Below are 18,682 nucleotides of genomic sequence, written 5' to 3'. Positions count from 1 at the left end.
GAGGGACGCAAGCCGTGAGCGATTCAGGCAGCACCAGGGCCCAGGCATCCGAGTCCGGAGCATCCGAGTCCGAGGCATCGGGGGCTCAGACATCCGAGTCCGAGGCATCCGGGTCCGAGGACCGGGACATCCCCTTCGAGGACGATCCGGCCGCCGCCTCGGCCACCCCGGGGGACGGCGGAACCACGGACGGTACCGATCCTTCCAAGGACCGGACACCCCCGGACCCCGGCTCGACAGGGCCCACCACCGTGCGCGAGGATCTCGGGACGCTCGCCGAAGAGGCGCGCAAGCTCTGGGCGACCATCGAGGCGCGCGTCGTGGCGCCCGCGATCGAGTCGTACCCTGAGGTGGCGCGCCATCTGGGCGCGGCGGGCCGGGAGGTCGCCAAGGCGTTCCGGTCGGCCGTGCGCGGTTCGGAGCAGAACTGGCGCGACGGGGGATCCGCCGGGCCCGACGGGGCACGGCAGCAGGAGAAGATCACCGTCGAACGGGTGGACCGGATCGATCCGTCCGAAAAGAAGAACAGGGAATAATGACTCTCACCATCGGCGTAGACATCGGCGGCACCAAGATCCTGGCCGGCGTGGTCGACGAGAAGGGGAAGATCCTCGACTCGGTCAAGGTCTCCACCCCCGAGGACTCCGACCAGACCGCCGACGCCATCGCCGAGGCGATCCGCAAGGTCCGCGGGGACCACGAGATCGGCGCGGTGGGCCTGGGCGCCGCCGGCTTCATCGACGCCGACCGCGCCACCGTGCTGTTCGCGCCCAACGTGTCCTGGGTGAACGAGCCGCTGAAGACCCGCATCGAGGAGCGCGTGGGCCTGCCGGTGGTGGTCGAGAACGACGCCAACGCCGCGGCCTGGGGCGAGGCCAAGTTCGGCGCCGCGGCCGGCCACGACGACGTGGTCGTGCTGACCGTCGGCACCGGCATCGGCGGCGGCCTGATCCTCAACGGCGCGCTCTACCGCGGCCGGTTCGGGATCGGCGGCGAGCCGGGCCACTACCGCGTGGTGCCCGACGGCCGGCCCTGCGGCTGCGGCAACCGCGGCTGCTTCGAGCAGTACGCCTCCGGCAACGCGCTGGTGCGCGCCGCCCGGGAGCGCGCCGCCGCGGCCATCGGCAAGGCCAAGGACCTGCTCGCGCTCGGCGACGGCACCGTCGAGGGCATCCAGGGCTCGCACATCACCGAGGCGGCGCGGGGCGGCGACACCATCGCCCTGGCGGCCTTCAACGAGATCGCCGACTGGCTCGGCCAGGGCATGTCGGACATGGCCGCGCTGCTTGACCCCAGCGCCTTCGTGCTGGCCGGCGGCGTCAGCGAGGCCGGGGACCTGCTGCGCGCCCCCGCCGCCGAGGCCTACCGCCGCAAGCTGGCCGGCGCCGGCCACCGCCCCTACGCCCAGGTGCTCACCGCCACCCTGGGCCCGGACGCGGGGCTGATCGGCGCCGCCGACCTCGCCCGGCTCTGACCGGCGGGCTCCGACCGCCCGGCCCTGGCTGCCTGGCCTGGCTGCTCGGCCTGGCTGCCCGGCCTGACGGCCCGCCGCCGGACGCCCCGACGGGTCCGGCGGCTTTCCGCCGAGGCGATCACCGCATACCGTGGTGATCGCCATGGCGGAGACAGTGCGAGTCCTCAGTTACAACGTGCGGTCCCTGCGGGACGACCGCGCGGCCCTCGCGCGCGTGGTGCGCGGGTGCGAGCCGGACGTGGTGTGCGTCCAGGAGTCCCCCCGGTTCTTCGGCTGGCGCCGGGCGGCTCGGGCGATGGCCGCGGAGTTCGGCCTCAGCGTGGTGATCGGCGGCGCCGACGCCTCCGGGAACCTGCTGCTGGCCGCCGAGCGGGTGCGGGTGGCCGCGAAGGAGACCCTTTACCTGCGCCATCGCAGAGGGCTGCATCTGCGCGGGATGGCGTTGGCCGCGCTGACCGTCGGCCGCAGCCGCTTCACCGTCGCCTCCACCCACTTGAGCCTGGACGGCGCCCAGCGGCAGGACCAGGCCGAGGAGGTGCTCGGACGGCTCCAGGACTTCGCCGAGCGCGAGCAGGCCCCGGCCCGGGTGCTGTGCGGGGACTTCAACAGCCACCCGGACAGCGTGGAGTGGGGTGCGCTGACCGCGCGGATGGCGGACGCCTGGCAGGTGGCGCCGGCGGGCGAGGAGTACACCTCCACGGCCCGCGACCCGTATCAGCGCCTGGACGCGGTGTTCGTGTCCGACGACGTCGAGGTGGTGCGGGCCGGGGTGCCGACCGACCTGGTCGCGCAGGCCGACATGGCGGTCGCCAGTGACCACCGGCCGGTGCTGGCGGTACTGACGGTCTGAGCGCTCGGCACGACGGCGGCCGAGCTTTTTCGACGGCGGCGTTCAGGTGGCGGCGGTCAGGCGATGGTGGTTATCGGACAGTGGCGGTTATACGACAGCTCCGTTGTCCGGGTCGTCGTACTCGTCCCGGTCCGGCTTCATCCGCGCCACCAGCGAGATGATCCCGCCGAACACGCCGACGATGGCCAGCCAGCTCAGGTACTCCGAGGTCTGCCACCCCAGCAGGGCGTGCAGCACCAGGAAGGCCACGCCGCCGAGCAGCATCGTCCACGACGCCAGCGTCGCGGCGCTGGCCTGCGGCAGCTCCGGGTCCGGCGGCTCGTAGTGCTCGATGTAGTCCAGCGGGTCGGAGGTGGTCTCGTCGGTGGGCTCGACGATGGCGCCCTCCCACTCCGGACGCGGGTCCAGGACCGGGTAGCGGATGATCTTGTGCGGGCGGCCGGCCGAGCCGGTCCCGGTGCCGCCGGCGGTGCCCGGACCGGGCCGCCGGGGCTGCGGATCGGGCGCCGACTCGCCGTGGAACGCCGCCACCAGCTTGTCGAACTCGATCTGCTCGCGGGCGATCCGTTCTTCCTCGGTCTCGGCGACGGCGCTTCCGGCCACGGTGCTCCCGGCGTGCGCGCTCTCAGCGAGAGTGCTCTCCACCACGGTGCTCTCCGCGAGGGTGCTCTCCACCACGGCGCCCTCCGCGACGACGCTCTCCGCGAGCGTGCTGTCGGCGGCTGTGCTCTCAACGACCGAGCTGTCCGTGATGCCGCTGTCGACGGCCGTGCTCTCCGCGACCGCGCCCTCGGTCGGCGCATCGGTCGCATCGGTCGTGTCGGTCGTGTCGGTCGCGTCGGTCGCGTCGACCGGATCCGCGCCGCTCCCGGCACGCTCGGCACGCTCGGCGTCGGCCGGCTCCTCGAAACCAGCCGGCTCCTCGAAACCGGCCGGCTCGCGCAGCTCGTCCAGTTCACCGGGCTCGCCCGGCTCCTCGGGCAGGCCCGACCCCGGCTGTTCATTGGCGGTGCTCACATCAATTCCCCAACCCCGCGACCCGCCGGATGAATTCCACCGATCCGGCGTGGATCTGCTCCGCGTCATGATCCAGCGTAGCCACATGCGAGCTCTTTTCGAGCACTCGTTCCGTGACATCGGTCGACGAGATCCGGCTGAGGATCAGGGCACTGTTCGAAGGGTGCACCACCGGATCGGTCACCGAGTGGTACAGCAGCGTCGGCTGCGTCACCTTCGGCAGGTCGGCCTGCACCGTGTGCCAGCCGCCGGCGAAGGAGTGCAGGGCCTTGAGCGGCACCCGGTCGTACGCCAGCTCGCTGACGCCCTTCTTGTTGATCGCGTTGCCGATCCCGGGCACGCTGGGCACCAGGTGCTTGAGCACCGGCAGCAGCCTGATCACCGCCTTGTCCGGCTTCACCGAGGCGTTCACCAGCACGATCCCGGCGACGTCGGCGCCGTGCCGCTCGGCCAGCCGCAGGGCCAGCGTGCCGCCCATCGACAGGCCCACCACGAACACCCGCCGGTAGCCGGCTTTGAGCTCGTGGAACGCCCGGTCCACCTCGGCGTACCAGTCGTCCCAGGTGGTGACCTGCATGTCCCGCCAGTTCGTGCCGTGGCCGGGCAGCCGCGGCAGCCGGACGCCGAAGCCGGCCGCGGCCAGGTGCTCGGCCCAGGGCCGCAGCGACTGCGGCGAACCGGTGAATCCGTGGCAAAGCAGTACGCCGACCGTACCGGCCGCGGCGCCGCCGGCGGCCGGTTCCGGACCGCTGTCGACGCCGCCACCTGGCCCGACGGCGGTCGTGTCATGGGAGAAGGGCTCGGCACCGGGGAGCACGGGCGCGGTCATGGTCACCATCGTTCCACGGCGGACGGGGGGAGTACAGCGACGCCGCACGCAGTAATGTTCGCTCCGGAAACCCGAAGGTAACGCCGTGCGTTCGCCGAGCGAAGCCACCGCGCGTGCACAGACCCTCACGGAGAGGCAGACGGTTGTTCTACGGCTTGCTCAAGGTCGTCTTCCTGGGACCGCTGCTCCGCGTGCTGTTCCGCCCCTGGGCCAAGGGCCTGGAGCACATCCCGGCCGAGGGGCCGGTGATCCTGGCCAGCAACCACCTGTCGTTCTCCGACTCGTTCTTCATGCCGCTGATGGTCCCCCGCCCGGTCTACTTCCTGGCCAAGTCCGACTACTTCACCGGCAAGGGGATCAAGGGCCGGCTCACCGCGGCCTTCTTCCGCGGCGTGCGCTCGGTCCCGATCGACCGCTCCAGCGGCCAGGCCGCCGACCCGGCGCTGCGGACCGCGCTGCGCATCCTGAACGAGGGCAAGGCGCTGGGCCTGTACCCGGAGGGCACCCGCTCGGCCGACGGCCGCCTGTACAAGGGCCGCACCGGCATCGCGCGCATCGCCCTGGAGTCCGGCGTCCCGGTGGTGCCCTGCGCGATGGTCGGCACCTTCGAGATCCAGCCCTCCGGCCAGGTCGTGCCCAAGATCAAGCGGGTCGGCGTGCGGTTCGGCGAGCCCCTGGACTTCTCCCGGTACCGCGAGCTGCCCGGCGCCGCCGACGACCGCTACATCCTCCGCTCGATCACCGACGAGATCATGTACGCGCTGATGGACCTGTCCGGCCAGGAGTACGTCGACATGTACGCCACCGACGCCAAGAAGCTCATCAACGCCGAGAAGGCCGCCGAGCGCGCCGCGCAGCGCGCCGAGGCCAAGCGCACCGCCGCCGAGGAGCGCCGCGCCGAGATCGAGGAGAAGCGGCAGCAGGAATCGGACGAGGACGCCCGGCGGCGATGACCGGATCGGGGGGTCCGGCGGCGCGGGGGGCGGTTCCGGCGCCGGCGTCCGAGCAGATCGCCGTCACCAGCGCCATGTGGCGCGCGCTGGGCGTCTTCCGGGCCCTGGCCCTCGGCTACGCCGTGGCCCGTTTCGCGGCCTCCTACGACCGCTACGCGCACATCGGCGCGGCCCTGGCCGTCCTGATCTCGATGGCCGCCTGGACCGGGTGGACGGGCATCGTCTACCACCGCACCAGCACCACCCGCCCCGCGCTGCTCGCCTTCGTCGTCACCGATCTGGCGATCGGGGCGGCCAGCGTGCTGAGCACGGTCCTGGTCGACACGCCCGAGCGCGTACACCGCGGCGCGATGACGCTGCCGACCGTGTGGTCCGCGGCCCCGGTGATCGCCGCCGCGATCGCGCTGGGCTGGCGCGGCGGGCTGGCCGGCGCGGCCGCGATCGGCGCCGCCGACCTCGCCGAGCGCGGCGCCCTGACCCAGGACGCGATCCACAACATCGTCCTGATGGGCCTGCTCGGCACCGCCATCGGCTACGTCACCGAGCTGGGCCGCAACGCCGAGCTCACGCTGGTGCGGGCGCAGCGGCTGGAGGCCGCCACCCGGGAGCGCCAGCGGCTGGCCCGGGACATCCACGACGGGGTGCTCCAGGTCCTGGCCATGGTGCAGCGGCGCGGCGCGGAGATCGGCGGCGCCGGCGCGGACCTGGGCCTGATGGCCGGCGAGCAGGAGCGGGCCCTGCGCTCGCTGGTCAACTCCTGGCACGAGGTCGACACCGGGGACGGCGATCCGGTGGACCTGGACCTGTCGGCCCTGCTGGGCCGGCTCGCCGGGCCGCGGGTGACGCTGTCCGGGCCCGGCGAGCCGGTCACGCTGCCCGGTCCGGTGGCCCGCGAGGTGGCCGCGGCGGTGGCGGCGGCCCTGGACAACGTCCGGGCGCACGGCGGCCCGGGCGCCGACGGCCTCGGGGCCCGGGCCTGGATCCTGGTCGAGGACGAGGCGGACGGGGTCGTGGTCACGGTCCGCGACGACGGCCCCGGCATCCCCGAGGGCCGTCTGGCGCAGGCCCGGGAGGCCGGCCGGCTCGGTGTCGCGCACTCCATCGAGGGCCGGCTGCGCGACGTCGGAGGCAGTGTCGAAGTGGTCTCCGTCCCGGGTCAGGGCGCTGAGGTGGAGATGCGCGTGCCGCGGCCCCGGCGGTCCGGGGGCGGCGCGGCGTCGGTCTCCGCGGTGCGGCGAGCGCTGCGATGAGGGACGGGCGCCGGGACGGGGGTCGAGCGCTGCGATGCGGGGCGAGGGTCAGCAGCGAGGGTCACCAGGCGGAACGGAAAGTGCGATGAGTGGGCGCGGCTTTGTAGAGTCGAGTCCCGTGAACACTCAGGTCCGGGTCATGGTCGCCGACGACCACCCGATGTGGCGGGACGCGGTGGCCCGCGACCTCGCCGAGGCCGGGTACGACGTGGTGGCCACGGCGGGGGACGGCGAGGAAGCGGTGCGGCGCGGGACGGCGTCCCGGCCGCAGGTCGTGGTGCTCGACATGCAGATGCCGCGGCTGTCCGGGGCGGAGGTGACGGCCCGGCTGGTGGCCGCCGACCCCGAGGTCAAGGTGCTGGTGCTGTCCGCCTCCGGGGAGCAGCAGGACGTGCTCCAGGCGGTGAAGGCGGGCGCCATCGGCTACCTGGTGAAGTCCGCCAGCCGCGAGGAGCTGCTCGCGGCCGTGGAGCGGATCGCGGTCGGCGACCCGGTGTTCACCCCGGGGCTGGCCGGTCTGGTGCTCGGCGAGTTCCGCAAGCTCTCGATGCTGCCGCCGGGCGCCGCAGGCGCCGAGGCCGCGGGCGACACGCCGCGGCTCACCGAGCGGGAGACCGAGGTGCTGCGCCTGGTGGCGAAGGGCTTGTCCTACAAGCAGATCGCCGATCGGCTGGTGCTGTCGCACCGCACGGTGCAGAACCACGTCCAGAACACGCTCAACAAGCTCCAGCTGCACAACCGCGTGGAGCTGGTGCGGTACGCGATCGCGCAGGGCCTGGACGAGGACGACGAGGGCTGAGCCGTCCCTTCGGGTGAGCGCCGGCGCCGGCGGCCGGTAGCGCCTGTGACGGCCGGCGGCGCCGGGGTAGCGTCCGGAGCATGGCTGCCATCGATTTCCTCGCCCTGCTGCGCTCCGAGCTGGACGCCTACGCCCGGCTGCTCGCCGGCCTGGCCGCGGCGGACCTGGGGCGGCAGGTGCCGTCCTGCGCGCCGTGGACCGTGTACGAGCTGACCGACCATCTCGGCAACGGCAACCTGTGGGTGACCACGGCGGTGCGGGAGCGGCACGGCCGGAACGACCAGGAGCGGACCGCGCCGCACGACCCGGCGTCGCTGCACACCTGGTTCGAGAGCACGGTCGAGGAGATCGTCGCGGCGCTGGACGTGCATCCGGACACCGAGGCGTGGACCTTCACCAGCCAACAGCCGCGCACCGTCGGGTTCTGGCAGCGGCGGCGGGCGCAGGAGACGCGGATGCACCGGTGGGACGCGCAGAGCGCGCTGGGGGACCCGGAGCCGTTCGCGCCGGAGCCGGCGGCCGACGCGGTGGACGAGGTCTTCGAGCTGTTCGCGCCGCGGATGGTGCGACGCGGCGTGGCCGCCGAACCGTCGGTGGCGCTGGCGCTGCGTGCCACCGACGTCGGGCGGACGTGGGTCTACGGCCCCGGGGAGCCGGTCGCCGAGCTCTGCGGGACCGCCTCGGACCTGGCGCTGCGGTTGTGGCACCGGCTCGGCGCCGACGCCGCGGGGCTGGAGTGGAGCGGGGACCGGGAGGCGGGGGAGCGGATCGTCGCGGCGTCGCTGGTGCCCTGACGCCGCTCACCGCCGCTTTGTCAGAGTTTCGGTATCAGAGTCCACATTCCAGGGCCCACATTCCAGAGCCCGAATTCCAGGGCCCACATCCCGGGGTCGGTTTCTCAGGGCAGGTACTTCAGGTCCGGGAAGGCCGGTGACGCCGCCTCCATCAGGCGGCTGCGCCGGCCCCGCAGGTGCAGATCGAAGAAGGCCGACGGGTAGGCCTGCTGCATGTGCGCGCCCTCGGCCGGGTTCAGGGTCCCGATCCAGCTCTCCAGGTCGGCCTGGCTCATCCCGAGGATCTTCGCCAGCTGCGGTATCAGCGATTCGACATCGCTGTAGCTGCTGTGGGCCGCGCCGTCGGCGTAGACGTTGAGCCGCCAGCCCTTCAGGTGGCTCCAGGCCTCGGCGACGTCGGGGTTGTCGGCGCGGGTGTTCTCGGCGGTCATCATCAGGACCGGCCGGTCCAGGTCGGTGGTGATCTCCGGAGCCATCGGGCCGTCGAAGCTCAGGCCGGCGCGGACCCGGTGGTCGGCGAGCATCGTGTCGACGGTGGCGGTGCCGCCCTTGGACCAGCCGAACATGCCGACGCGCCGCGCGTCCAGGCTGCCGGCCAGGCCGGCGGGGAGCTGCTTGCCGTCGGCGTCCGGGTTGCGGCCGGCGGCCAGCGCGTCGATCGCGTCCAGGACCGAGCGGGCGTCGGCGGCGAAGTCCGGCGGGCCCATCGGGATGTGCGAGGGCGAGAGGATCCGGCCGTCGGGGAACTGCACCCAGGTGTCGTAGGTGTGGGCGATGGTGACCACGGCGAAGCCGTGGCTCGCGAGCTCCTGCACCGCGTTGGTGTTGTCGGCGCGGTGGCTGTGGGCGCCGTGGGAGTACACGACGACCGGCAGGCGGCGCTCCGCGCGCAGTACCGGCGCGCCGGTGCGGCCGGCGGTGAGCGGGACCGCGAAGGCGCTGGGGTCGAAGCCCGCGTCGATGGCGTAGGGGGTGAAGACGGCGGCGGGCATCCACGGTGCGAGCTGGTAGCGCGCGGTGTCCCGGGCCGGGTACCAGACGCTGACCATCAGCTCGCGGAACGCGCCGGGCCCGGCCGTCGGGTCCGGACGGGTCTTGTCGACGAGGCGCAGGTCCACGACGCCGACCCGGTGCGGGCCGGTGGGGCGCGGGAAGGTGAGCGTCGTCGGAGAGCCGGACGCGGCCGGAGCGCCGGGCGCCGCGGACCCGGTCTCGGGCCCGGACGCGGGCCCGGCTCCGGCTCCGGCTCCGGCTCCGGCTGCGGCCGCCGGCCCGGCGAGGCGATTCGGCACGGCCGCGCCGGCCGCAAGCGCGGCGCCGAGCAGATTGCGGCGGGAGAGTCCGGACGGGGTGGTGGGGAACGGGTTCCCGGTCGTCATGCCTGTCATGTCCCGAACGTTTCACAGGCGTCACAGGGCTCACATCAGGCCACTGATGGCAATGTCGCCGCCGGTGTCCGCCCCGGGGACTACGCCCGGGGGCGACAGCACCGGCGGCGACCTCGAAGGATGAAGATCACTTCAGGTGATCGCCACGTCTCGGCAGGTGATCGACGTCTTCTGGTTACCGCCCCGGACCGGCTACGGTGATCGGAGTCCGTGAGTGACGGAGATCACAAACGACCATCGGCGACCATCAGGAGTGTGGCCATGCGTATCGGAGTGCTGACCGGCGGCGGCGACTGCCCAGGACTGAACGCGGTGATCCGCGCGGCCGTCCGCAAGGGCGTGCAGTACTACGGTTTCGAATTCGTGGGGTTCCGGGACGGCTGGAAAGGGCCGTTGGACCGGATGACCAAGCACCTGGACGTCGAGGCGGTGCGCGGGATCCTGCCTCGCGGCGGCACCATCCTCGGGTCCTCGCGGACCAACCCGCTGAAGGTGGACGGCGGCATCGAGCGGATCAAGGAGAACCTGGCCGCCGAGGGCGTGGACGCGCTGATCGCGATCGGCGGCGAGGACACCCTGGGCGTGGCGACCGCGCTGGGCGGCCACGGCGTGCGCGTCGTCGGCGTGCCGAAGACCATCGACAACGACCTGAACGCCACCGACTACACCTTCGGCTTCGACACCGCGGTGCACGTGGCCACCGAGGCCATCGACCGTCTGCACACCACCGCCGAGTCCCACTCGCGGGCGCTGATCGTCGAGGTCATGGGCCGCCACGCGGGCTGGATCGCGCTGCACTCCGGCCTGGCCGGCGGCGCCAACGTGATCCTGATCCCCGAGGTCACCTTCGACATCGAGGAGGTCTGCGGCTGGATCGAGTCCCGCTTCGCCCGCGGCTACGCCCCGATCGTGGTGGTCGCCGAGGGCGCGCACCCCAAGGACGGCCAGATGGAGACCGCCTCCGGCGAGCTCGACGCCTTCGGCCACGTCCGCCTCGGCGGCATCGGCGAGCGCCTCGCGGCCGAGATCGAGCGCCGCACCAAGAAGGAGGCCCGCACCACGGTCCTGGGCCACACCCAGCGCGGCGGCACCCCGTCGCCCTTCGACCGCTGGCTGGCCACCCGCTTCGGCCTGCACGCCATCGACGCGGTCCACGACCAGGACTGGGGCAAGATGGTCGCCCTGCGCGGGACCGACATCGTGCGGGTGCCGCTGGCCGACGCCACGACGACGCTGAAGACCGTGCCGATGGCGATGTACGAGGAGGCCAAGGTCTTCTTCGGCTAGAGCCGGCGTGCTCCCCGGCCGGACCATGGTGTTCTTCGGCCGGACCAAGGTGTTCTTCGGCCAGGCCGAGGACTAATCTCCTCACCCACGGACCGGACCTCTCCGGTCCGTGGGGACCCGAGGGGGTTGGGATGGCTCAGCGCACGAAGATGGCCGCGCTCCGGTGGACGCCGCCGCCGAACCCCGCGCCGGTGCGCCGCCGCGGGGACGTGCGGACGCTGCCCGAGCTGCGGCGGATCGAGCTGCCGGGCGCCGGGCCGGAGCACATGGCGGTCGACGCCTGGGGGACGCTCTACACCGGACTGGCCGACGGCCGGATCGTGCGGGTGACGCCCGAGGGCGAGGTGCGCACCGTCACCAACACTGGCGGCCGTCCGCTGGGGCTGGAGCTGCACGGCGAGGACCGGCTGCTGGTCTGCGACGCCCTGCGCGGGCTGCTGGAGGTACAGCTGTCCAAGGGAACCGTCGGAGTACTGGCCGCGAAGGTCGACGGCGAGCCGCTGACGTTCTGCAGCAACGTCGCGGTCGGCCCGGACGACGCCGTCTACTTCACCCAGTCCTCGCGCCGCTACAACCTCGACGAGTATCGCGGCGACCTGCTGGAGCACTCCGCGACCGGACGGCTGCTGCGGCTCGGCGCGGACGGCGCGGCCGAGGTCGTCGCCGACGGCTTCGCCTTCGCCAACGGCCTGGTGCTGATCGACGACGGCGCGGCGGCCGTGGTGGCCGAGACCGGCGGTTACGCCCTGACCCAGGTCGCGCTGTCCGGGCCCGACGCCGGGGCCAGGACCCCCTTCGGCGCCCCGCTCGCCGGCTTCCCCGACAACCTCACCGCGGACACCCACGGCCTGATCTGGATCGCCATGGCGAGCCCCCGCGATCCGCTGCTGGACTGGCTGCTGCCCCGCAACCCGCGCCTGCGCCACTCGGTGTGGGCCACACCCGAGCGGTTGCAGCCGGGCGAGAAGGACGTGGCCTGGGCGGTCGCGGTGAACAGCGCGGGCACCGTGGTGCACGACCTGCGTGCCTGGGGCGTGGACTACCACATGGTGACCTCGGTCCGGCGACGGGGCGACACGCTGTACTTCGGGAGCCTCACCGAGCGCGCCATCGCCGTGGTGGAGCTCGAAACCGGGACGGCACAGTGAAGGGCGTGAAGATCGGGTGATCGCCAACCCGGTGCCCGGCACCGGCCGCCCGGCCTGCCATACTCTCGCCGCGTGGACAGTGCCCGACGCCTCCAGCTCCTCCGCCGCTGGCTGGCCCTCTTCGTCATCGGCCTCGTCCTCAGCGGCGTGACCGCGTTCCCCCTGGAGACCGAGACCGGCTGGCTCAGCACCTGGCTGCACCACCTCCCGGCCCCCTCGGCCCTGGTCGCCTGGATCGACCGCTGCCACGAGGCGCTGCACCGCACCAACGCCGCCTACCCCTTCCTCGCCTACGGCACCGACTGGCTCGCCTTCGGCCACCTCACCATCGCCGTCGCTTTCTACGGCCCCTGGCGCGACCCGGTGCGCAACAAGTGGGTGATCCAGTTCGGCATGATCGCCTGCGCCGGCGTCGTCCCGCTGGCCCTGATCTGCGGACCGATCCGCGGCATCCCGTTCTGGTGGTCGGTCGTCGACATGTCCTTCGGCGTGTTCGGGGTGCTGCCGCTGATCCCGGTCTGGCGCCACCTCCGGGTGCTGGAGCGGGAGTCCGGCCCCGGCGCCGCCACCACGGTGATCGCTACTCCCGCCGGAGTACCCGCAGGCCCGGCACAGCCTCCGCCGGACGGATACCCGCAGGCCGCGATCTGATCTAGCGTTCTGGCATGACCGATGAGCAGCAGCCCGCCGCGCGGCCCTCCCGGCCCTGGCTGGCCTGGCTGTGGATGGAGCGTTCCACTATCGGGCTGCCGATGGCGCTTTTGGTCTTCGACGTCCTGGGGACCCTCGGCGCCTACGGCAAGTGGCACGGCACCCTCAACACCGTCGACGTGCGTCCGCTGGACTGGATCGCCTGGGTCCTGATCGCCGCCGGCCCGGTCGCGCTGCACCACCGGCGGCGGGTGCCGCGGGTGGCGCTGGCCATCTGCCTGTCCGCCACCCTGCTGTACCTGCTCATGGGCTACGCCTACGGCCCGATCTTCCTGAATGCCCTGGTCGCGGTGGTGGTGATCGGCGGAGTCGGCTACCGGCGCGAGGTGTGGACCAGCTCGGTGCTGTTCGCGATCGGGATGCTGTGGGTGCCGGCGCACAACAAGCCGCACCAGACCCGCACCGACCTGGTCGACGTGCTGTCCACCATCGGCTGGCTGCTGGCGCTGCTGATCCTGGCCGAGCTGTTCCGGGTGCTGCGCCAGCGCGCGCTGGAGTCGGCGCGGGCGCGGGAGCAGGGGATCCGGGCCCGCGAGCAGGAGGCGCGGCGGCAGGCCAGCGAGGAGCGGCTGGAGATCGCCCGCGAGCTGCACGACGTGCTGGCGCACTCCATCTCGCTGATCGCGGTGCAGGCCAACGTCGCCCTGGAGGTCATGGACCGGCGCCCGGAGCAGGCCCGGATCGCGCTGTCGGCGATCAAGGACGCCAGCCGGTCGGCGCTGGGGGAGGTGCGCTCGGTGCTCACCGTGCTGCGCGGCGACCAGGCCGCCCCGCGCGACCCGGCGCCGGACCTGGGGCGGCTGGCGCACCTGGTGGAGATGGCCGAGGCCGCCGGGCTGAAGGTGGCGCTGAGCGTGGTCGGCGACCTGGACGCGGTGCCGCTGGCGGTGGGCCAGGCCGGCTACCGGATCGTGCAGGAGTCGCTGACCAACGTGGTCCGGCACGCCGGGGCGGCCCGGGCCTGGATCCTCGTGGAGAGCGCGGCCGGCCTGCGGCTGCGGATCACCGACGACGGCCGCGGCGCCCCGCTCGGCTTCGACGGCGCGGCCTGCGCCGACGGCACCGACGGCGCCGGGACCGGCAACGGCCTGCCCGGGATGCGCGAGCGCGCCACGGCCCTGGGCGGCTCGCTCACCGCGCGCACGGTACCGGGCGGCGGCTTCCGGATCGACGCGTTCATCCCCTACCCGGAGGAGACGACGGCATGAACGGCCACGGCATGAACGGTGCGGGTGGTGCGGGTGGTGCGAGCGGTGCGGGTGGTGCGGGTGGTGCTTATGGCACGAGCGGTCCAGCCGGTCCCGGCGGCGACCCCGTGATCAGAGTCCTGCTGGCCGACGACCAGGCCCTGGTCCGCGCCGGCTTCCGCGCGCTGCTGGAGGTGCAGGACGGCATCGAGGTGGCCGGTGAGGCCGCCGACGGCGAGCAGGCCTGGCGCCTGGCCGCCGAGCTGCGGCCGGACGTGATCCTGATGGACATCCGGATGCCCGGCACCGACGGCCTGGAGGCCACCCGCAAGATCACCGCCGATCCGCGGCTGTCCGGCGTCCGGATCCTCATCCTGACCACCTTCGAGCTCGACGAGTACGTCTTCGAGGCGATCCGCTCCGGCGCCAGCGGCTTCCTGCTCAAGGACACCGAGCCGGCCGACCTGCTGCGCGGCCTGCGCGCGGTCGCGGCCGGCGAGGCGCTGCTGGCGCCGAGCGTGACCCGCCGCCTGATCGAGGAGTTCGCGGTCCGCAGCAAGCGCACCGGCCCGAACCCGGCCGCCGAGCAGATCAAGGCCCTGACCGACCGCGAGCGCGAGGTGCTGGCCCTGGTCGCGGCCGGGCTGAGCAACGAGGAGATCGCCGACCGGCTGGTGCTGAGCCCGCTGACCGCCAAGACGCACGTCAGCCGGAGCATGGTGAAGCTCGGGGTGCGGGACCGGGCGCAGCTGGTGGTGCTGGCGTACGAGTCGGGGCTGGCGCGGCCGGGCTGGCTGGACTGAGCGGGACCGGGAGGGACTGAGCGGGACCGGGCTGGACTGAGTAGTTCGTCACGGCGGCTCGCGGCATCACCTGTTCCATCACCACCAGCCGCACCACCAGGACCAGCGGTCTCGCGCACTGCCCGCCCCGCGTTCCGGCTGCTCATCCGCCCCGGTCCTGCGGCTCGGACGTCCCGGTCCCACGCTCTGGACGCGTTCCCGGAAGCCCCCAAAGGTTCGCGTACCCTGGCTCAATGAGCGAAGTTGTCAGGAATCCGGCCGGGACCGGATCCGTCGAGGACACTTGGTCCGCGCTGCCGGCGGGCCAGCAGCCGGAATGGCCGGACGCCGACGCGTTGGCCGCCGCCGTCTCCGAGCTCCGCTCCTATCCGCCGCTGGTCTTCGCCGGCGAGGCGGACCTGCTCAAGGACCGGATCGCCGACGTGGCCCGGGGCAAGGCCTTCCTGCTCACCGGCGGCGACTGCGCCGAGACCTTCGCGGGCGTCACCGCCGACGCGATCCGCGGCAAGCTCAAGACCCTGCTCCAGATGGCCGTCGTCCTCACCTACGCGGCCTCGGTGCCGGTCGTCAAGGTCGGGCGGATCGCCGGCCAGTACTCGAAGCCCCGCTCCAAGGGGACGGAGACCCGCGACGGGGTGACGCTTCCGGCCTACCGGGGCGACTCGGTCAACGGGTTCGACTTCACGCCCGAGGCCCGCATCCCGGACCCGCGCCGGCTGCTGCGCATGTACCAGGCCAGCGCCTCCACGCTGAACCTGGTGCGCGCCTTCACCACCGGCGGCTACGCCGACCTGCGGCAGGTGCACGCCTGGAACCAGGACTTCGTGGCCGGTTCACCCTCCGGCGAGCGCTACGAGCTGCTGGCCAAGGAGATCGACCGGGCGCTGCGCTTCATGCGCGCCTGCGGCACCGATCCCGAGGAGTTCCGCACCGTCGAGTTCTACGCCGCGCACGAGGGCCTGGTGCTGCCCTACGAGTCGGCGCTGACCCGCGTCGACTCCCGCACCGGCCAGCCCTACGCCACCAGCGGCCACTACATCTGGATCGGCGAGCGCACCCGGGACCTGGACGGCGCCCACGTCGAGTACTTCCGCCGGATCCGCAACCCGATCGGGATCAAGCTGGGTCCCTCGACCTCGCCCGACGACGCCCTGGCCTACCTGGCGCGCCTGGACCCCGAGCGGGAGCCCGGGCGGCTGTCGTTCATCGTGCGGATGGGCGCCGGCGTGGTCCGGGACAAGCTGCCGGCGCTGGTGGAGAAGGTCCGCGGCGAGGGCCACGAGGTGGCCTGGATCTGCGACCCGATGCACGGCAACACCTTCGAGGCGCCGTCCGGGCACAAGACCCGCCGCTTCGACGACGTGCTGGACGAGGTCAAGGGCTTCTTCGAGGTGCACCACGCGCTGGGCTCGCACCCCGGCGGCATCCACGTCGAGCTGACCGGCGAGGACGTCACCGAGTGCGTCGGCGGCGGCGAGGAGATCGCCTTCGACGACCTGCACGACCGCTACGAGACGCTGTGCGACCCCCGGCTGAACCGCAGCCAGTCGCTGGACCTGGCGTTCCTCGTCGCGGAGATGCTCCGTAATCGCTGAGGCGCTGAGGCGCTGAGGCGCTAAGGCGCTGAGCCGATCGGGGCCGCCGCGCGCGGCTCCGGGCCCGACCCACGCTCCCGTCCCGGACCTCCCGGGGCGGGAGCGATACTTTCTCGGGTATGGCGACCTACCCTGACTCCCCGATCGATCTGCGCAGCGACACCGTCACCAAGCCGTCCCCGGCCATGCGCGAGGCCATGGCCTCCGCCGACGTCGGCGACGACCAGTACGACGAGGATCCCACCGTCCGCCGGCTGGAGGAGTCGGTGGCGGCGCTGTTCGGATTCGAGGACGCCGTCTTCACCCCGACCGGGATCATGGCCAACCACATCGGCATCCGGATGCTGGTCGGCCCCGGCGAGGAACTCGTGTGCGACGCCGACGCGCACATCGTCGCGCACGAGAACGGCGGCCTGGCCGCCCATGCCGGCGTCCAGACCCGCACCCTGCCCTCCGCGCGCGGGCTCATGGATCCGGCCTCGCTCGCGGCGCTGGTCCGCGTCGGCGACCGCTATACGGTTGGTACCCGCGCGGTCGAGGTGGAGAACACGCACAACCGCGGCGGCGGGTCCGTCTACCCGATCGACACCCTGCGCGAGATCCGGGCCCTGGCCGACTCCTTCGGCATCGGCCTGCACCTGGACGGCGCCCGCATCTGGAACGCGCACGCCGCCACCGGGGTGCCGCTGGCCGAGTACGGCGCCGTGGCGACCACCATGGCCGTCTGCATGTCCAAGGGGCTGGGCGCCCCGGTCGGCTCCCTGGTCCTGCTGCCGCCCGGCCGCGCCGAGCAGGCCCGCGCCCTGCGCCGCCGCCTCGGCGGCTCCATGCGCCAGTCCGGCATCCTGGCCGCCGGCGCCCTCTACGGCCTGGCGCACAACCTGGACCGACTGTCGCAGGACCATGAGAACGCCCGCCGGATCGCGGCGGCTCTGAAGGCGGCCGGCGCCGCGGTCCGCGAACCGGAGACCAACATCGTCCTGGTCGACGTCGACGACGCCCCGGCGGTGGCCGCGGCCTGCTTCGCCCAGGGTGTGCGGGTGTCGGCCTTCGGCCCGAAACTGCTGCGGATCGTCACGCATCTGGACGTGTCCGCTCAGGACTGTGACACGGCCGTGGAGGTGGTTTCCACCGCCTTGATGCAATCCCCTGAGAGGGACTAGGGTCAGCCCCGGCTTAGCCGGTGTCTGAACGAGCAATGGTGGGGAGAAGCCCGATGGGCTGGATGAGCAAGCTGTTCGGTTCCGAGGAGGAGATAGGCCCGGAGGAGCAGCATCGCCGGACCTTGGAAGCGAAGAAGGCCGCGGAGGGGGATGAGCACGAGCACCACCGCGCGCCCGCGAAGAAGACCGCGGCGAAGAAGGCGGTCCCCGCCCAGACCCGCTCCTCGCACTCGCACTCCGACGACGACGACGAGCCCAAGCGCACCAGCTCCCCCCTGCACCCGACGAAGTCGGCGGCGACCGGCAACACCCTGGCCCACGACCAGATGCTGACGGTCCACATCCTGACCCACGTGCCCGAACACGCCCCGCGCGAGGACGACCCGCACTACCACCTCTTCGAGCAGGCCAAGGCCCGCCTGAAGCGCCAGGGCATGTGGAAGTGCATCATCAACGACGACCTCTGCGAAGGCGACCCGGAGCTGCACCACACCCACGTCGAGTTCTCCCAGATCAACCAGGTCGACGAGAAGAAGATCGAGCAGGCCCTCGGCCTGCACTTCGAGACCGACGAGGACTTCCAGAAGTGGGCCGAGTCCCCGGGCAACCTCGAAGTGCTCTGCGCCAACCACCACCGCGCCCACTACGGCATCCACGTCATCCCCGGCCCCCTGTGGGAGGCACTGCGCTTCCACAAGACCGGCACCGGCCCGGCGGCCGAGTTCGTGCCCGCCGACCAGGTCGAGGACCGGAAGAACGATGACGACGACGATGACGACGGCAAGAAGCCGGCGACGCGGGCGAGGGCTGCGAAGTAGGGTCGGTCTGCGGGTCTGAGGGCCTGCGGGCCTGATTGTTCGAGTACTGATATGTGACGCCCGGCCGTTGGTGCGGCCGGGCGTTGCTGTGGGTGGGGTGGGGTGGGGCGGTGGCTGCGGGGTGGCGCGCTGCATGTGGGCTGCGGTGGTGGTGCTGTGGTGATGTGGTGCGCTGCGCGGTGTGCTGCGGTGGTGCGGTGGTGCGGCGCTTGCGAGGCGTACCACCTGTTCTCGTTCGCGTATCTGACACTTAGGGTGCCGGGGTGAGTCAGTACTACGTCGTGGGCGACGAGACGGTCTGGAACCCTGCGCAGGGCGTGTCGCAGCTTTTCCTGCGCCAGGTCGCCGCGTTCGAGGACATCGTCGCCCAGCCTTCCGGCATCGGCCCGATGGAATCGGACGAAGCCCGGATCGCGCCCGCGGAACTTCGAGCCTTTGCCGATGCCCTCCTGCTCTGGCGGGCTCGGAGCCGTCACCCCGTGTTGGCCGCCCTGAGCGACGGCTTCTTGGCGACGATCATCGCGTTGGCCGACCGTACCGGCGTGGCGGATCCGACCTGGGATTCCCGACTCGTGGCCGCCGGCAGCGAGCTGTCGAGGTCGATGAGCCGCTGATT

General features: G+C 72.6%; 19 protein-coding genes. 16 read left to right on the top strand and 3 right to left on the bottom strand.

The genetic code is table 11. From position 1 onward, the window contains the following. Positions 1 to 14 precede the first annotated feature (14 nt). The 3 genes from ABD481_RS28205 to ABD481_RS28195 all read left to right on the top strand — a co-directional run bounded on the left by ABD481_RS28205 (position 15) and on the right by ABD481_RS28195 (position 2,324). The gene (locus ABD481_RS28205) at positions 15 to 536 is read left to right on the top strand and encodes a DUF5304 family protein (RefSeq protein ID WP_344668797.1); all 522 of its coding nucleotides are present in this window, start codon (positions 15 to 17) and stop codon (positions 534 to 536) included. Next, entirely contained in the window at positions 536 to 1,474 is a 939-nt protein-coding gene (locus ABD481_RS28200) for an ROK family glucokinase (RefSeq protein WP_344668796.1), read from the top strand. Before ABD481_RS28205 ends, ABD481_RS28200 begins: the two co-directional genes overlap by 1 nt. 142 nt (positions 1,475 to 1,616) lie before the next feature. Further along, positions 1,617 to 2,324, top strand: coding sequence for an endonuclease/exonuclease/phosphatase family protein (locus ABD481_RS28195; protein ID WP_344668795.1), 708 nt, complete (start codon positions 1,617 to 1,619; stop codon positions 2,322 to 2,324). A gap of 87 nt (positions 2,325 to 2,411) precedes the next feature. On the opposite strand, the gene ABD481_RS28190 is transcribed toward ABD481_RS28195, so the two are convergent. After that, complete coding sequence (locus ABD481_RS28190; RefSeq protein WP_344668794.1) at positions 2,412 to 3,341, bottom strand: hypothetical protein; 930 nt, start codon at positions 3,339 to 3,341, stop codon at positions 2,412 to 2,414. Between the two features lies 1 nt (position 3,342). Beyond that, the gene (locus ABD481_RS28185; protein WP_344668793.1) at positions 3,343 to 4,170 is read right to left on the bottom strand and encodes an alpha/beta hydrolase; all 828 of its coding nucleotides are present in this window, start codon (positions 4,168 to 4,170) and stop codon (positions 3,343 to 3,345) included. 143 nt (positions 4,171 to 4,313) lie between these two features. Here ABD481_RS28185 and ABD481_RS28180 point away from each other — a divergent pair, with 143 nt between their 5' ends. The 4 genes from ABD481_RS28180 (at position 4,314) to ABD481_RS28165 (ending at position 7,966) form a co-directional block, all read left to right on the top strand. Continuing rightward, positions 4,314 to 5,123 (top strand): lysophospholipid acyltransferase family protein, encoded by an 810-nt coding sequence (locus ABD481_RS28180; RefSeq protein WP_344668792.1) that lies wholly within the window; start codon positions 4,314 to 4,316, stop codon positions 5,121 to 5,123. Beyond that, positions 5,120 to 6,373 carry a MacS family sensor histidine kinase gene (gene macS, locus ABD481_RS28175; protein ID WP_344668791.1) on the top strand — a complete coding sequence of 418 codons (1,254 nt, stop codon included), beginning with the start codon at positions 5,120 to 5,122 and terminating at the stop codon, positions 6,371 to 6,373. The genes ABD481_RS28180 and macS overlap by 4 nt, the downstream gene beginning before the upstream one ends. Positions 6,374 to 6,512: 139 nt before the next feature. Further along, positions 6,513 to 7,172: a response regulator gene (locus ABD481_RS28170; protein WP_425559308.1), complete on the top strand. Its 660-nt coding sequence runs from the start codon at positions 6,513 to 6,515 to the stop codon at positions 7,170 to 7,172. A gap of 80 nt (positions 7,173 to 7,252) precedes the next feature. Next, a complete protein-coding gene (locus ABD481_RS28165; protein ID WP_344668789.1) occupies positions 7,253 to 7,966 on the top strand; it encodes a maleylpyruvate isomerase family mycothiol-dependent enzyme in 714 nt (237 codons plus the stop codon). Positions 7,967 to 8,070: 104 nt separating this feature from the next. Here the strand turns inward: ABD481_RS28165 and ABD481_RS28160 are convergent, their stop codons facing one another. Then, the gene (locus ABD481_RS28160; RefSeq protein WP_425559307.1) at positions 8,071 to 9,345 is read right to left on the bottom strand and encodes an alpha/beta hydrolase family protein; all 1,275 of its coding nucleotides are present in this window, start codon (positions 9,343 to 9,345) and stop codon (positions 8,071 to 8,073) included. Positions 9,346 to 9,615: 270 nt separating this feature from the next. On the opposite strand from ABD481_RS28160, the gene ABD481_RS28155 reads away from it, so the two are divergent. The 9 genes from ABD481_RS28155 to ABD481_RS28115 all read left to right on the top strand — a co-directional run bounded on the left by ABD481_RS28155 (position 9,616) and on the right by ABD481_RS28115 (position 18,680). Next, a complete protein-coding gene (locus tag ABD481_RS28155; RefSeq protein WP_344668787.1) occupies positions 9,616 to 10,641 on the top strand; it encodes a 6-phosphofructokinase in 1,026 nt (341 codons plus the stop codon). 131 nt (positions 10,642 to 10,772) lie between these two features. Continuing rightward, entirely contained in the window at positions 10,773 to 11,789 is a 1,017-nt protein-coding gene (locus ABD481_RS28150; RefSeq protein WP_344668786.1) for an SMP-30/gluconolactonase/LRE family protein, read from the top strand. A 72-nt stretch (positions 11,790 to 11,861) separates the two neighbouring features. Next, entirely contained in the window at positions 11,862 to 12,440 is a 579-nt protein-coding gene (locus ABD481_RS28145) for a hypothetical protein (RefSeq protein WP_344668785.1), read from the top strand. A gap of 14 nt (positions 12,441 to 12,454) precedes the next feature. Beyond that, the gene (locus tag ABD481_RS28140) at positions 12,455 to 13,708 is read left to right on the top strand and encodes a sensor histidine kinase (RefSeq protein WP_344668784.1); all 1,254 of its coding nucleotides are present in this window, start codon (positions 12,455 to 12,457) and stop codon (positions 13,706 to 13,708) included. A gap of 107 nt (positions 13,709 to 13,815) precedes the next feature. After that, complete coding sequence (locus tag ABD481_RS28135) at positions 13,816 to 14,490, top strand: response regulator (RefSeq protein WP_344668824.1); 675 nt, start codon at positions 13,816 to 13,818, stop codon at positions 14,488 to 14,490. A gap of 233 nt (positions 14,491 to 14,723) precedes the next feature. Continuing rightward, positions 14,724 to 16,085, top strand: coding sequence for a class II 3-deoxy-7-phosphoheptulonate synthase (locus tag ABD481_RS28130; RefSeq protein WP_344668783.1), 1,362 nt, complete (start codon positions 14,724 to 14,726; stop codon positions 16,083 to 16,085). Positions 16,086 to 16,204: 119 nt separating this feature from the next. Further along, entirely contained in the window at positions 16,205 to 17,248 is a 1,044-nt protein-coding gene (locus ABD481_RS28125; RefSeq protein WP_344668782.1) for a threonine aldolase family protein, read from the top strand. Between the two features lie 62 nt (positions 17,249 to 17,310). Next, positions 17,311 to 18,066: a hypothetical protein gene (locus ABD481_RS28120; RefSeq protein WP_344668781.1), complete on the top strand. Its 756-nt coding sequence runs from the start codon at positions 17,311 to 17,313 to the stop codon at positions 18,064 to 18,066. A 263-nt stretch (positions 18,067 to 18,329) separates the two neighbouring features. Then, positions 18,330 to 18,680 (top strand): DUF6086 family protein, encoded by a 351-nt coding sequence (locus ABD481_RS28115; protein WP_344668780.1) that lies wholly within the window; start codon positions 18,330 to 18,332, stop codon positions 18,678 to 18,680. Positions 18,681 to 18,682: the final 2 nt, after the last annotated feature.

The sequence above is a fragment of the Catenulispora yoronensis genome (genome assembly GCF_039531695.1).
GTDB classification, from domain to species: domain Bacteria; phylum Actinomycetota; class Actinomycetes; order Streptomycetales; family Catenulisporaceae; genus Catenulispora; species Catenulispora yoronensis.
This window is presented reverse-complemented; position numbering and strand designations above follow the sequence as displayed.